The following is a 14,298-nucleotide window of genomic DNA, read 5'->3' on the forward strand; positions in this document are numbered from 1 at the left end:
GCTGATGTCCCTTTTTCACTGATCACAGGCTTGCGCGCGGCTCGGCTGCGGTTCCAACGATCCGCCCAGCACACCTGCGACCGCTGCCGTTCGGAGTGTCCTGCAGGCGTGCACGCCGCTGAACGTCGCCTTCGCAGGAGGACTGGCGTGTTCCCGCCATCCGATTGATCATCGACGGCCGGCCGGTCTACACAAGGCGCCGCGAATCGTGGCATCGATGGTGGAGCGAGGTCGGCAGGGTGAGTGCGCAGAGTGGGCTGCGGTCGGGCAGGTCGGCCGGGTCCGGGTGGGCAGTTGTGGCGCTCGTCGTCCTGGCGCTCGGGCTCCAGGGAGTGGCGGCCGGCCCGGCCCACGCGGAGGAGACCGCGGGGTTCACCGACTCCTTCGACGGTGCCGTGGACGCCGACCCGACGTACGGCTTGAACGACAGCCTGGCCACCCGGCAGCGCGGCTCCCAGCGGGGGATCGCGTACGAGCGCGTTTCCGGCCTCTGGTACCCGGCCCCGGTCCCCCGGCAGTGGTTCTCGCAGGTCAACGATCCGCAGCAGCCGGGCACGCTGTCCTTGCACTCGGGCACGTCCGCAGTCCGGTTGACCTCGGCCGCGGTCGCCGGGTCGTCCGGTGAGCTCACGGCCTCCGTGACCGCGGACCCCGTCATCGGTGACACCGCCGCCGGCAGTTGGTCATCGCTCGTGCTCGACCCGAACCCCGACGCGTCGGGGTACGTCACCGGCCCCACCGTGGCCCTGTCGGCTCTGGTTCGTTCCGACGGACGCATCGAGGTCTTCCAGGGGAACGACCAGATCGCCGGTCCGGAGCGACATGCCGTTCCGGATGGGAGCGGCCGCTTCCGCATCACCGTCTCGGGCGTCGCAGGCGAGCGCGAGGCGACCGTGGTGGTCGGTGACGTCTCCGTTCCCGTCCAGCTCACCGACCCGTTCCCGGCGACGACGTTCCTGAACCTCGGCGCCTACCTGGCCGACAGCAACATGACGAGCACGTTCGACGACCTCGCCGTCTCGGCCGTCGACCCGCCCGCCGCCCCCGGCGTCCGCTACTTCGGCTACTGGGGGGCACGGCTGACCGCGACGCTCGGCAACCACCTGAAGGAGGTGCGGGGCCGGTCCAACCTCAACTGGGTCGGGATCAGCGACCGCGACGGATACGTGCCGGAGGTGCTGGACGACTGCGCACCGGGGTCATGCGTGGTCTCCACCGGGAACGAGTTCTTCAAGGGGTGCGGGGCGGGACAGTCGTGCGTCCTCTACCCGAACTACCAGGAGCGGTGGAACAACCTGGCCGAGGCGGTCCGCTCCGACTCCCGGCTCGACAACGTCGCCGCGTTCTACCTGCTCGACGAGCCCTACCAGCGCGGCGCCTCGGAAGCCGACCTCACGACCGCCGCCAGGACGATCAAGGCCACGTTCCCGGACAAGCGGGTGATGATGGTCGAGGCCGCCCCGTCCGTCACGCCGGACCTGACGGTTCCCGCAGAGGTCGACTGGGTCGGTTTCGACCAGTACTGCGACTCGATCTCCGACGTGGAGACGACGCTGGGCACGCTGGAGTCCGCGGCCAAGGGGAAGGATCTGTTCCTCCTGCCCCAGGCCGCCCCGCTCAAGGCCTGCGGGTCGAAACCGGGCCACAGCAGCGACGCCGACCTCGCCGCGCTGCAGTGGGACTACCTCGAGCTGGCCCGGCAGCATCCGCGCGTCGTCGGCCTCATGACCTTCGGTCTCTGGGTGGAGGGCACCCAGGCGTCCCAGCTGCCGCGCACGATCGATGCACACGAGCGGATCGGTGGGTTGATCACCAGCCTGGCGAGTTCCTCCTGACCTGTCGGCCGGCGCTGGTCCGGCGCACCGGACGGCGGATTCCTCAACCGCGCGGCGGGCCGGCGTCGACGACCGCCATCGAGAGCTCCAGCGGATCGAAGTGGATCAACGATTCCAGCCACCAGGTCATACCGGCCCTGGCGAGGCCATCCAGGTCCACCACCTTGTTCTCCTGCCACGCGGGGCTCGCGTTGCCCCGCACCGCGATGTCGAACGGCCGGGCCACCGGCAGGCCGGCGCGGTGCAGCGCCGCGCGGAGGTCGGTGACCTCGTCCGGGGTCAGCTCGTGGTCGTCCGGGTTGGGGAAGATCCCGTCACACCCGACGGACCGGCCGATCACGGTCGACGAGTCTGATCTGGTCGGGCGGTGGGGTCGGGGTTCGGGACACGCACGACCAGGCCGCGGACCCGGCGCGATGCCAGCGACGTGATCCATCCGACGCGGGCGCGATCGTCCCCCGCATGGCGCCGAGCGGCCTCTCGGAGCGATCACCGGCTGGTGCTCGATCCGAGGTCGGTGCAAGCGCCCGCGCGAGGGCTCTCAGGGAGATCTCGCAACGGCCAACGGCGAACGCGGTAACGAGGCCCCGGCGTTCGGCGAGCCTTCGCGGGCAACGCAGTCGTCATGAGGAGCACGCCGACATCGGGCTTCGGAGCTGTCCGGCGCCGCGCAGGTCGGGTGCACGGGATCGCAAGTTCGTGACAGTCCCGTTCAGTCCGATGTGAGCCACGATCTCCACGCGTCCGGGCTGCTCAGTACCTCGTCCGGGATGCCGGTGGCCGCGAGCGCGCCCGGGTGGAGCCGCTCGTAACGCTGGTTGTACGCCGTGGCGCGGTCGGCGGGCAGCAGCATCCAGGGCGCCAGCGCGTACTCGATCCGGAACTCGACCACCCAGTCCGAGTAGCGCGGGATCAGCTCACCGCGGACCACGCCGCGCCGGAGGAGTCCCCGCCACAGGGCGGCCGTCTCGCGGCACGCCTCCGGGCCCTGCTCGGTGGGGGTGACGGCGGTGGTCTCGATCCGCCGCGGCAGCGACATCATCGTCGTCACCGCGAACATCCACGGGAGACCGAGGATGCGGCACAGGTGCGCACGGTGGGATCCCGCCCCGACGGCGTAGAGCGGCCCGGCCGGGCCGGGGATCCGCAGCAGTTGCACCGCCCCCGACTCGCTGTGCGCGCCGAAGTGGCGGGTGAGGTACGCCGGCACGTCCGCGTAGCCGACGGCGAGCAGTTCGGCCGTGCGCTCGGGGAGCCAGCACGACCGGTCGTCGGCCTCGTCGCCCTCCCGGTCGAACCGCCCCCACACCTCGTCCGGCGTGCGCACCACGGCCTGTGCCCGCACCCACTCGACCGCCTTCGTGCACGCCCAGGAGTCACCGGGTGCGAACAGGCCGGGCAGCTGCGGTTCCTCGGCCTGCAGCCGGGCCGCGCGCGTGGCGACCTCGTCCCGGATCCGGTCGCGGGGGACGCCGCGGCGCAGGCTGTCGATCTCGGCCACGATCTCGGCGATGATGTCCGGTCGAGCCATGAACGCCGCGGCGGCCTGCTCCTCGGTGACGTGGGGCGTCGCGGCGGAGGTGAAGGCGCTCAGCCGCGGGAGCCGGGACGGCGGCGGCGCGCCCCGCCACGTGACGGCGGCGGGCCCCGGCGGTGTGCTCCACCTCCCGAGCTCGTCGGCCACGACCGCGGGATGGGCGGCCCAGCCGCGCACGGCGGGGCGGTCCGGCCCGTCATCGGGCTCCGGGCCCGCGACCGGCTCGGCGTCGAACCGGCCGGACAGCTCCCACCGCACGGCCCACCGGTCGGCGTCGGTCCCGCTCCCCTCCGCGACGGCGGCGGCGCGGCGGCCCATGTCGGCGCTCATGACGTGCACCTGCCCGCGGTCGCGCGCGGCTCGCAGCTCGGCGAGGGTGAGGCGGGCCGAGCCCGCACCGTCGGGCAGGTCCATTTCGTCGACCTCGGCCCGCCGGGGGTCGTCCTGCAGGTGCTGCTGGCGCAGCAGGTTCCCGGCCTCCTTCATGGCCGCGGCGAGGTGCAGGCCGCGACGGCGCAGCTCCGAGGCCTCCACGAAGGGGTCGGCGTCGTCGACGACGCGCCGGACGAGGGCCTTCTGCAGCTGGTCGGCCTGCCACAGCAGGGCGGTGACGTCGTTCCAGGCGGCCGGACGGGGCTTGCCGTCGGTGCTCCCGACGGCGCGGGTGGCGAGCGTCAGCCGGTCCCACACCGGAAGCCGGGGTAGCCACCTCGCGGCGAGCGTGAACACGACACCGGTCGACCAGCGGGCCAGGTGCGCCACCCGCCGTGGCTTGCCGGATCTGAGCGTGCGGCACCGTTGCCGCGCGTCGACGTCGCAACGGTCGCACGGCCAGTCCTGGACGGCGATCCCGCTGAGCGGATGGGGAATGTGCAATGTGCTCGTCCATCCTCCGATCGGGGTAACCAGATCCTTGCGCAAGCGTGCGCCACCACGTATCCGGCCCCCTACGCCCCGTGAGGCCAGTCCGTCACATCGGGGCGGGCGGCGCCACGAGCAGGGGCAGGACGACCCCTCCCAGCACGCCGAGCAACACCGCGACCGCGGCGCAGGAGTAGGCGGTGACCGCCGGCCACGTGCCGGCCTGCTGCGGCGTCGCCGGCTCGGGATCCGCCCTGCGGAACGTGGGCGCGATCCAGCGGAGGTAGTAGAAGACGCTCGCCACCGTGTTGACGATCGCGAGGACCACCAGCCACGCGAACCCGCCGTCGACGGCGGCCGTGAACACCGCCAGCTTTCCCACGAACACCGCCGTGGGCGGCGTGCCGATCAACCCGAGGAGGCAGACGGCGAGCGCGCAGGCGAGGGCGGGGTGCTGCCGGGCCATGCCGCGGTACTCCTCGAGCGTCCGCGCGCCGGGCAGGGCGGCCACCACGGCGAACGCCCCGAGGTTCGTGACGGCGTAGGCGCCGACGTAGAGGAGGAGCGCGGGTTGGGCGAGCTCGGCACGGCCCGCGACGGCCACGGCCACCAGCAGGTAGCCGACCTGGCTGATCGTCGAGTAGGCGAGCAGGCGCTGCACCGAGGTCTGGAAGAACGCGGCGAGGTTGCCGAGCGTCATCGATGCGGCGGCCAGGACGCCGACGAGAAGCGGCCAGTCGAGGGCGTCCGCCGGGACCGCGACCGACAGCAGCCGGTACGTCGCGACGAGGCCACCGATCTTGGGGATCGTCGTGACGATCGCGGCGACGGCGGGCGGGGTGCCGTCGGTGACGTCCGGGACCCAGAAGTGCCCCGGCACCCCGCCGATCTTGAACAGCAGCCCGGCGAGCACCGCGACCAGCCCCACCCCGGCGGCGGCCGCCGGCGCGGCGGTCAGCCCCTCGCGCAGCGGCCCGTAGGCGGTGCTGCGACCGACGCCGTAGAGGATCGCGACACCGGTGAGCATCGCGACGCCGAGGAACGCACCGGACAGGTAGTACTTCATGGCGGCCTCGGCGCCGAGGGCGCTCTTGTCCCATCCTGCGAGCGCGTAGAACGGCACGCTCGCGAGCAGGAACGCCGCGAACAGCAGCAGCAGGTCGTTCGCGCCGCCGAGCAGGATCGTGCCCAGCGCGCCGAGCTGCAGCAGCACCAGGAACTCGGTCTCGCGGCGATGGCCGGCCGTCCCGTCGACGGACAGGGCCAGCGCCACCAGGACCGCGACGAGCACGATCACCCGCGTGGCGTGGGTGGGGGTGTCGAGGGCGTAGCTGGTGCCGAACACGACCTCGTCGGGGCGGGCGGCCGCGGCGGCGGTGGCGGCGAGCCCGGCGACGGCCGCGACTGCGGCGAGCAGGCGCACGAACCATTGCCGGTGCCGGGGCAGCCACGCCCCCATCAGCAGCCCGGCGACGGCGGAGCTGAGCAGCATGAGCTCCGGTAGCAGCGCCGCCGGGTTCTCGTTCATGCCGTTCACCGGGTGACGAGCTCCACGACCGTGCTCGACGCCGGCTCGATCACGTCGAGCAGGAACCGCGGGAGGACCCCGATCACCGTGGCCAGCGCCAGCAGCGGGACGATCGCGCCGGCCTCGGAGGCGTGCAGGTCGGCGAACGGCCGTGGTGTACCGGGCGCGTCCGGCAGCCGCTCGGGTCCCAGGAACAGCCGCTGCAGAGCTCGCAGGAACAGGGCCGCGGTGACCAGGATGCCCGTCACGGCGAGCGCGGTGGCGACGGGGGCGGACGCCAGCGCGCCCGTGAAGATCTGGAACTCGGCGATGAACCCGGCGAACCCGGGCAGGCCCAACGAGGCGAACGCGGCCACCGCGAACACCCCGGCGAAGACCGGCGTCCGCGCCGCGAGGCCGGAGTACGCGGTCATGTCGTAGGTGCCGCCGCGGTCGTGGAGGACCCCGGTGAGCAGGAACAACGCGCCGGTGATCAGTCCGTGCGCCACCATCTGCGTCACGGCACCGGTCGTGGCCAGCTGCCGGGCCTGGTCGTCGGAGCCGGCCAGGATCCCGGCCGCGCCCACGCCGAGGACCACGTAGCCCATGTGGTTCACCGACGTGTAGGCGACCATCCGCTTGACGTCGGTCTGGGCCAGCGCGACCAGCGCCCCGTACAGCACCGACACCACGCCGACCACGACCGCGACGACGGCGTACTGGCGCCACGTGTCGGGCAGGATCGGCATGGCGATCCGCACGAAGCCGTACGTGCCCATCTTCAGCAGGATCCCGGCGAGGATCGCCGAGCCCGTCGCAGGTGCCTCGGTGTGGGCGGGCGGGAGCCAGGTGTGGAACGGCACGGTCGGCGTCTTCACGGCCAGGCCGACGCCGATCGCGAGCAGCGCGAGCGCGGCCGCCGGGCCGCCAGCGGCGAGCGGGTCGGCGGCGGCGAGCTCGACGATGTCGAACGTGTGCGGCTCGGCCGCGAGGTACAGCAGGATGAACCCGAGCAGCAGGGCGAGCGAGCCGAGGAACGTGTAGACGAAGAACTTCAACGCCGCCGCGCGGGCCCGTTCACCGTGCCCCCAGCCGGCGATCAGGAAGTACATGAAGACGATCGACAGGTCGAAGAACAGGAAGAACAGGATCAGGTCGAGGGCGACGAAGAGCCCGAGCGACACCGCCTGCAGGGCCAGGAACAGCGCGACGTAGCCCTTGACCCGGCGCGTCTCGCGCAACGCGAACACCGCGCACGCACCGAACAGCACCACCGTCAGCGCCACGAGCGGCAGCGAGATCCCGTCGACGCCGACGTGGTAGGAGATGCCGACGGTCGGCATCCAGGCCACCCGCTCCTCGAACCGGAACCCGCTCCCCGGAGCGGGCCACATCGCCACCACGAGCACGAGGTCCACGGCGCTGACCGCCAGCCACGCACCGGTGAACACCCGCCGCGGCGCGGTGGCCGGCACCAGCAGCAGCACGGCCGCCACCACCGCGGGCAGGAACACGATCAGCGAGAGCAACACCTCACCTCACCACGATCACGACGAGGGCCAGGACGGCGAGCGCGGCGGCCGCCTGGGCGTAGTACTGGTGGACCTGCCCGGTCTGGGGACGGCGGGCGAGTCGGCCGAGTGCCCGGGCGCCGTCGGCGATCCCGCGCACCGCCCCGTCGACGGCGCCCTCGCCCCGCCGGTCGAGCACCCGCGCCAGCCCCACGGTCGCGCCGCCGATCGCCGTCACGGCCCGGTCCAGGTGATCCTCGAAGCGGGCGAGCCGCCGAGCCAGCCCGAGCACGGGCCGGACGACCACGGCGTGCGCCATTCGTTCCACCCCGAGCCACGACGCGAGGACCGTCGGCGCCCCGAGCCGCGCCGCCACGCGCCAGGTGAGCGCAACGGCGGCGACCGCGAGCAGCCCGGATGCGGCGAGCTCCCACCCAGCAGCGCTGATCCCGGGAATGACGAGCGGAAGCCCTCCGAGGAGAGCAGCGAGCGCTGCGAGCCCGACCAGGGCGACGCTCCCGAAGAAGCCGTCGAGGTGCGAACGGCCCGCTCGCGTGCCAGCTGCGAGCGAACGTGCCGTTCGCTCCACGGGGCCCGCGCTCCCGCCCTCGGCGGCCGCGGGTTGCCAGATCCACCACGTCGCCTTCGTCGCGTACACCGCCGACACCAGCGCCGCTGCCGTACCCACGACGTACAACGCCGCGCTCTGCTCCAGGGCCGTGGCCAGGACCAGGTCCTTCGTCACCCACAGGGACAGGGGTGGGAGGCCGGCCAGGGCGGCCGCGCCGATCGTGAACGGCACGCCGACCAGCGGGTACCGCCGCGCCGCGCCGCGCAGCTCGCCGAGCTGCTTCGTCCCGAGCAGGAGGAGCCAGGACCCGGCCGCGAGGAAGAGGAGGCTCTTCGTGGCGGCGTGCGCCACCAGTTGCAACGCGCCGCCCGTGACCGCGCCGACGCCGGCGGCGAGCACCATGAACCCGATCTGCGCGCACGTCGAGGCCGCGAGCAGCTGCTTCAGGTCGGACTGCGCCACCGCGACCAGGCCGAGCAACAGGGCCGTCGCCGCGCCGACCCACGCCACGACGGGCCCGGCCCACCCGGTGGCCACGAGCAGCGGGGCCAGCCGCAGCAGCAGGTACGCCCCCGCCGCGACCATCGTGGCCGAGTGCAGCAGCGCCGAGACCGGGCTCGGGCCGCGCATCGCCCGCGACAGCCAGAAGCTGAACGGCAGCTGCGCGGACTTCCCCAGCGCCGCGAGCACCAGCCCGGCGGCGACGACGTGCAGCCACGGATCCCGCGCGGCGGGCAGGTCGGCGAGCGCGAGGGAGCCGACGCCGCCGGCGAGCGCGCCCCCGGCGGCGACGTAGAGGCCGACGTCGGCGAGCCGCGTGGTGAGGAACGCGGTGTGCCCGGCCGTCACCGACTCCGGCTCGCGCCAGCGGTAGGCGATCAGCGCCCAGCTCATCGCCCCCATGACCTCCCAGGCCATGAGCAGGACGGCGAGCGTGGTCGCGGTGACCGTCACCAGCATCGCGCCGGCGAACAGCAGCATGAACCCGGCGAACCGCGCGGTCCGCAGGTCCGGCGCACCCGCGGCGTGGACGAGCACGGCGAGGGTCGCCCCGGCGACCGTGACGACCATCAGCGCGGACAGCCCGTCGACGGCGAGCCCGGCGCGGATGCCGGCCACCAGCGGCGCGTCGACGGCAGGGCGGGTGACCGCCGCAACGATCGCGAGGGCCAGCACGGCCACCGCGACCAGCACACCGGCACCCGGCGCGACCCGGTCGGCGCGGCGACCCGCGGCGGAGAGGAGGGCGCCGGCGAGCAGGGGCACCGCGACCAGCCACCACAGCATCGGGTCAGCCCCTCAGGTCGGCGGCGTCGTCGGTCATGTCGACCTGCCGGGCCCGGTAGATGGCGGTGACGACCGCGAACCCGACGGCCATCTCGACCGCCATCGCGGTGATCACGACGACGATGAGCACCTGGCCGTCGACGCCGCCGGGCGAGACGAAGTACCAGAACGCGGCCGCGGCGACGATGACGCCGTTCAGCATCAGCTCCAGACCCATCATCAGCATCACGATCGACTGCTGGGACAGCGCCCCGTAGAGCCCGATCGCGAACAACCCGGCGGCGAGCAGCAGGAACAGCTGGAGGGTCATCGGTCGCCGCCCTCGTAGCGGCCGCGGTCGGTGGCCAGCACCACGGTGGCGACGATGGTCGCGAACAGGCCGACGCCGAGCGTCATCATCGTGAGCATCTGTCCACCCATGAGCGCCTCGCCCAGCGCGTAGGTCGGGTCGGGCGGAGGGGCGCCCTCCCGCGCGGGCCAGTCGACGAGCAGGATCCCGACCGCCAGCACGGCGAACGTGCCGACCGCGATCGCCGCCGACCCGGCCTTGTTGTGCACCATCGTCATCGGCATCAACCCGGCCGGGTTCATCATGTACATGATCATGAAGACGGCCATGACCACCATCTCGATGACCATCATCAGCGCGATCACCGCGCCGAGGTAGCCCAGGCCGAGCAGCAGCACCAGCCCGGCCACGGCGAGGAACGACGCGAGCAGCGCGAACGTCACCTGCGCCATCGAGTCCAGCCGGAACACGAGGTACCCGAACACCAGCGCGGCAGCGGCCAGCACCCAGAACAGCACGATCCCGAGCATCAGGCGCTCCCCAGCACGACCAGCGCCACGGCGAGGGCCTGCGCGATCGTCAACGGGATCAGGACGACCCAGGCGAACTCGACGTAGCGGTCCATCCGCACGGTCGGGAACCGGTGGCGCACCCACAGCAGGAGCGCCAGCACGGCGGCGGTCTTCACCGCCACCCACGCCCACGGCGGCAACACCGGACCCGCTCCCCCACCGAGGAAGAGCGGCACCGCCATCGCCGCGGCGACGACGAGCAGGAGCCACCGGCCACCGGCGAAGACCAGCCGGTCCACGCCCGAGAGCTCCCCGGCGGCGCCACCCGCCACGTCCCGGCCGACCGGGGCGTCGAAGGGGCCCCAGAACGCCATCGCCGCCGCGGACATCAGGTAGACGACGAACGCCACCGGCATGATCACGACGAACCAGAGGCCCTGCTGCGCGTCGACGATCGTGGTGAGCCGCAGGCTCTCCGCCCCCAGAGCGGCCGTGATGATCGCGAACATGTGCGGCAGCTCGTAGGCCAGCCCCTGCGCGACGAACCGGTAGCCGCCGACCAGGCCCAGCGCGCTGTTGGAGCCCCAACCGACCATCCACACCGCAGCCCACGCCAGCACCTCCATGGCGTTGAACCAGACGACCCCGATCGACAGGTCGGCCACCGGGCGCTCCCCCAGCGGCAACACCGCGGCCGCCAGCAGCGCGCCCACCGGCAGGACGCCACCGCCGACGCGCCCCAGCACCGAGTCGGCCGCCACCGTGCGGCGACGCTGCCCGACGAGCAGCCGCGCGAGCTCCCGACCCGGCGCCGCGAGGGCCCCGCGCCCGCCCGAGAACGCGACGTCGCCGGCGAGCGTCGCCCACGTCGCGAGGCCGAGCAGAACGGGCAGCAGCAGCGCCCACCACCACGGGAGTGCGACCGACATCTCACCCATGCCCGGCCCCCGACCGGTCGGTCTCGCGGTCGAGGGCGGCGACGATCAGCCGGGCGGCGGCGAGCTCGGCTCCGACGAGGAGTGTCGCAGCAAGGTGGCTTTGCTCCGGTTGAACCGGAGCAAAGCCACCTTGCTGCGGTTCGGGAGGGGCGCCGACGCGCAGCGCCGCCTCGATCGCCCCCAGCCGGGCCTCCAGCAGCGCTGCCACGTCCGTGGGCCCGGCGGGGATCCCGCGGATCATCCAGCGCAGGGTGCGGGACCGGCGGATCCGCCGGACCAGCGCGGTCGCCTCGGTCTCGATCTCGTCCCCGGCGAGCGCGGCATCCCGCAGCCGGCGCGCCCGGCCTGCCACGCTCGACCAGCCGGCGACCCCCAGGAACCGCGCCAGCCCGTCCAGCTCGCGCGCCACCGGGCTCGGCCACGCGAACGGCTCCGCGCGGCCGGCGTCCAGCACCTCGGCCGCGGCCTCCTGGATGACGTCGCCCTGCAGCGTCGCCCGCACCACCAGCCCGGCGGGCCAGTCCGGGAGCACCGGGCCGAGCGGGACGTGCAGCCGGTCGAGCGTCAACCCGTCCCGGTCGGGGCCGAGCTCGGCCATCGGCAACCCGGCGACCGGGCCACCGTGGTGGTGGTCGTGGTGCCCACCGCCGTGCTCGGCGTTCTCCCCCTCCCGGGGGCGTGAGTGGATGCGAGTGCCATGACCCTCGTTGCCACTCACGGGCCGGGCCAGCTGGGCGGCTGCGGCGTCGAGCCGGTCGTCGACGTTGGCGGGATCGGTCACCTCGATCCGGGCCCGGGGCGCGGGGACCTGCTCCCAGACGGCGTCGACCACCGCGGCGAGCTGCGAACCGGGCGTGCCGGCGACGGCGAGGACGTCGGCGTCGGCCGGGCCGGTGGCCACCGGCCACCCGCGGCGGGCGAGCGCGGTCTCGAGCGCGAGTCGCACGCCCGTGGCACCGGGCCCGGCGACGACGAGCACGTGCGGGCGCCGGGCGGCGACCCGGAGCAGGAGCGCGGTCAGGTCCATCGCAGCGCCCCCTCGCGCCACGCGTAGAGCACGCCGGCGAACAGGATCGCGAGGAACAGGAACATCTCGATCACCGCGGCCACCCCCACCCGGGACACGACGAGCGTCCACGGGTACATGAAGAGCATCTCCATGTCGAAGGCCAGGAAGACCATGGTCACCGGGTACCAGCGCACGTGGAACCGCGAGACGGCGTGCTCCTGCGGCGGCAGCCCCCCGGCGAAGGCCTCGACCCCGTCCAGCGGCGGCCACACCGCCACGAGCGCGGCGAGCGCGTAGCACCCCAGTACCAGGACGGCGCCTACCAGCAACACCAGGAGAAGCGGGCCGAACTCCGCCACGACCATCCCTCCTCGGTACCCGTATGGGGTGTCGGATACTCGTCGCTCCGCTGCCTGCTGTCCAGCGGCACGCGGTCTCCGTCACCCGGCCCGGTAGGGGGGCATAGTATTTCCGCAGGCCCGAGGGAGGACGGATGCACGGCTACACCCAGGACAAGGACGCCTACCTCAAGCGCCTGCGGCGCATCGAGGGCCAGGTCCGCGGCATCGCCAAGATGATCGAGGACGACAAGTACTGCATCGACGTGCTCACCCAGGTCTCGGCGGCCACCAAGGCCCTCGAAGCCGTCGCGCTGGGCCTGCTCGACGAGCACCTCCGCCACTGCGTCGCGCAGGCCGCCGCCGAGGGCGGGCCGGTCGCGGAGCAGAAGGTGGCCGAGGCGAGCGCCGCGATCGCCCGGCTCGTCAAGTCCTGACGCCCGATCGGTACGGCATAGCCCTACGGGGTACCTTTCGCGGAGCCCTACGGCCGGCGTGACCGGCGTCACCGGGGAAGTGTCTTGATGGCATACCCCCCTACGGTATCGTCGTCGGTGTTCGGAGAGGAGCACGGCATGAACGGCTACGCCCACGACAAGGACGGCTACCTCAAGCGGATGCGCCGCATCGAGGGCCAGGTCCGCGGCATCGCCAAGATGATCGACTCGGACGAGTACTGCATCGACGTGCTCACCCAGGTCTCGGCCGCCACCAAGGCCCTCGAAGCCGTGGCGCTCGGCCTGCTCGACGAGCACCTGCGCCACTGCGTCACCGAGGCCGCCGCCGAGGGCGGCCCCGTCGCCGACCAGAAGGTCGCCGAAGCCAGCGCCGCCATCGCGCGGCTGGTCAAGTCCTGAAGGGATCTGCAATGAGCGAGACCACGTACACCGTCACCGGGATGACCTGCGACCACTGCGTCGCCTCGGTCACCGAGGAGATCAGCGAGATCGACGGTGTCACCGACGTCGCGGTGGATCTGCCCACCGGCGCTGTCCGGGTCACCAGCAGCACGCCCGTCGACAGCGCGGACGTCCGCGCCGCCGTCGAGGAAGCCGGGTACCAGCTCGCCGGCTGACTGCCGGCCAGGAGACCAGGAACTGACATGAACACTGCTGCGAAGCTCTCCGCCTACGGTGCGGCGCTCGTCCTGCTCGTCGCAGGTGCGTACGCCGTCGGCACCGCTGTCGGTCCCCTCCGCTCCGTCGCCACCGGCGACGTGGCACCGTCCGGCGCTGAGGCCGCCGGGCACGGGGACGCCCACAGCGGCACCGTCGCGGAGGCCTCCGTCGGCGAGCCTGCGAGCCGCGCAGGCAGCACAGCCGACCAGCCCGCCGGGCTGGCGTCGAGCAGGGGCGGTTTCACCCTCACGCCCACCGACCCGACGCCGGCGACGGGGAACTTCTCCTTCCAGATCACCGGGCCCGACGGGGCACCGGTCACCGCGTTCGACGTCGAGCACGACAAGCGGATGCACCTGATCGTCGTCCGCCGCGACACGACCGGCTTCCAGCACGTCCACCCCGAGATGACGCCCGACGGCACGTGGTCGGTCCCGTTGACGCTCCCGGCCGGCGGCTCGTACCGCGCCTTCGCCGACTTCGCCCCGACGGGCGGCGCAGGCACCACGCTCGGCGTCGACCTCGCCGTACCCGGCGCGTTCGAGCCGACGGAGCACGCCCCGACCCGCACGGCCCAGGTCGACGGGTACACCGTCGAGCTCGCCGGCGACCTCGTGCCCGGCCGGGCCTCCCCGGTCACGCTGACGGTGAGCCGGGACGGGCAGCCGGTCACCGACCTGCAGCCCTACCTCGCCGCATACGGCCACCTGGTCGCGTTGCGGGAGGGCGACCTCGCCTACCTCCACGTGCACCCCGACGGGGAGCCGGGTGACGGGGTCACGCCGGCCGGCCCGCAGATCGAGTTCGTCGCCGAGGTGCCGAGCGCGGGCAGCTACCGCCTGTTCCTCGATTTCCAGCACGACGGCGTGGTCCGCACGGCAGCATTCACGGTGCCCACCGGTCCCGCCGTCCCGGACGCCGCGGCCGAGGCCCCGGTCCACGCCGATGACGGCCACGGCCACTGATCGCCAGGAAGGAGCCGGAC

General features: G+C 73.2%; 15 protein-coding genes. 5 read left to right on the forward strand and 10 right to left on the reverse strand.

All coding sequences use genetic code 11. The features are described from left to right. Positions 1-239 precede the first annotated feature (239 nt). Positions 240-1,835, forward strand: a complete 1,596-nt coding sequence (locus ACU436_RS06475; RefSeq protein ID WP_459022686.1) for a hypothetical protein — start codon at positions 240-242, stop codon at positions 1,833-1,835. A gap of 43 nt (positions 1,836-1,878) precedes the next feature. On the opposite strand, the gene ACU436_RS06480 is transcribed toward ACU436_RS06475, so the two are convergent. The 10 genes from ACU436_RS06480 to ACU436_RS06525 form a co-directional block, all read right to left on the reverse strand. Then, a complete protein-coding gene (locus ACU436_RS06480) occupies positions 1,879-2,175 on the reverse strand; it encodes a hypothetical protein (RefSeq protein ID WP_459022688.1) in 297 nt (98 codons plus the stop codon). Positions 2,176-2,547: 372 nt separating this feature from the next. Further along, a complete protein-coding gene (locus ACU436_RS06485) occupies positions 2,548-4,134 on the reverse strand; it encodes a hypothetical protein (protein ID WP_459022690.1) in 1,587 nt (528 codons plus the stop codon). Between the two features lie 208 nt (positions 4,135-4,342). Next, positions 4,343-5,761 carry an NADH-quinone oxidoreductase subunit N gene (locus tag ACU436_RS06490; RefSeq protein WP_459022692.1) on the reverse strand — a complete coding sequence of 473 codons (1,419 nt, stop codon included), beginning with the start codon at positions 5,759-5,761 and terminating at the stop codon, positions 4,343-4,345. A 5-nt stretch (positions 5,762-5,766) separates the two neighbouring features. Next, a complete protein-coding gene (locus ACU436_RS06495; RefSeq protein ID WP_459024267.1) occupies positions 5,767-7,269 on the reverse strand; it encodes a complex I subunit 4 family protein in 1,503 nt (500 codons plus the stop codon). A 4-nt stretch (positions 7,270-7,273) separates the two neighbouring features. Further along, entirely contained in the window at positions 7,274-9,109 is a 1,836-nt protein-coding gene (locus tag ACU436_RS06500; RefSeq protein ID WP_459022694.1) for an NADH-quinone oxidoreductase subunit 5 family protein, read from the reverse strand. Between the two features lie 4 nt (positions 9,110-9,113). Further along, positions 9,114-9,419, reverse strand: a complete 306-nt coding sequence (gene nuoK, locus ACU436_RS06505) for an NADH-quinone oxidoreductase subunit NuoK (RefSeq protein ID WP_459022695.1) — start codon at positions 9,417-9,419, stop codon at positions 9,114-9,116. Next, on the reverse strand, positions 9,416-9,928 hold the full coding sequence (locus tag ACU436_RS06510; RefSeq protein ID WP_459022697.1) for an NADH-quinone oxidoreductase subunit J: 513 nt from the start codon (positions 9,926-9,928) through the stop codon (positions 9,416-9,418). The genes nuoK and ACU436_RS06510 overlap by 4 nt, the downstream gene beginning before the upstream one ends. After that, positions 9,928-10,848, reverse strand: a complete 921-nt coding sequence (locus ACU436_RS06515) for a complex I subunit 1 family protein (RefSeq protein WP_459022699.1) — start codon at positions 10,846-10,848, stop codon at positions 9,928-9,930. The genes ACU436_RS06510 and ACU436_RS06515 overlap by 1 nt, the downstream gene beginning before the upstream one ends. Next, positions 10,841-11,875 carry a hypothetical protein gene (locus ACU436_RS06520; RefSeq protein ID WP_459022700.1) on the reverse strand — a complete coding sequence of 345 codons (1,035 nt, stop codon included), beginning with the start codon at positions 11,873-11,875 and terminating at the stop codon, positions 10,841-10,843. Before ACU436_RS06520 ends, ACU436_RS06515 begins: the two co-directional genes overlap by 8 nt. After that, on the reverse strand, positions 11,866-12,216 hold the full coding sequence (locus tag ACU436_RS06525) for an NADH-quinone oxidoreductase subunit A (RefSeq protein ID WP_459022702.1): 351 nt from the start codon (positions 12,214-12,216) through the stop codon (positions 11,866-11,868). The genes ACU436_RS06520 and ACU436_RS06525 overlap by 10 nt, the downstream gene beginning before the upstream one ends. 134 nt (positions 12,217-12,350) lie before the next feature. On the opposite strand from ACU436_RS06525, the gene ACU436_RS06530 reads away from it, so the two are divergent. The 4 genes from ACU436_RS06530 (at position 12,351) to ACU436_RS06545 (ending at position 14,278) form a co-directional block, all read left to right on the forward strand. Next, positions 12,351-12,632, forward strand: a complete 282-nt coding sequence (locus tag ACU436_RS06530) for a metal-sensitive transcriptional regulator (RefSeq protein WP_075951313.1) — start codon at positions 12,351-12,353, stop codon at positions 12,630-12,632. Positions 12,633-12,770: 138 nt separating this feature from the next. Beyond that, a complete protein-coding gene (locus ACU436_RS06535) occupies positions 12,771-13,052 on the forward strand; it encodes a metal-sensitive transcriptional regulator (RefSeq protein WP_459022704.1) in 282 nt (93 codons plus the stop codon). An 11-nt stretch (positions 13,053-13,063) separates the two neighbouring features. Beyond that, a complete protein-coding gene (locus ACU436_RS06540) occupies positions 13,064-13,270 on the forward strand; it encodes a heavy-metal-associated domain-containing protein (protein WP_459022705.1) in 207 nt (68 codons plus the stop codon). Positions 13,271-13,297: 27 nt separating this feature from the next. Beyond that, on the forward strand, positions 13,298-14,278 hold the full coding sequence (locus ACU436_RS06545) for a hypothetical protein (protein ID WP_459022707.1): 981 nt from the start codon (positions 13,298-13,300) through the stop codon (positions 14,276-14,278). The last annotated feature ends 20 nt before the right edge of the window (positions 14,279-14,298 follow it).

The organism is Pseudonocardia wallangbongensis (assembly GCF_054486945.1).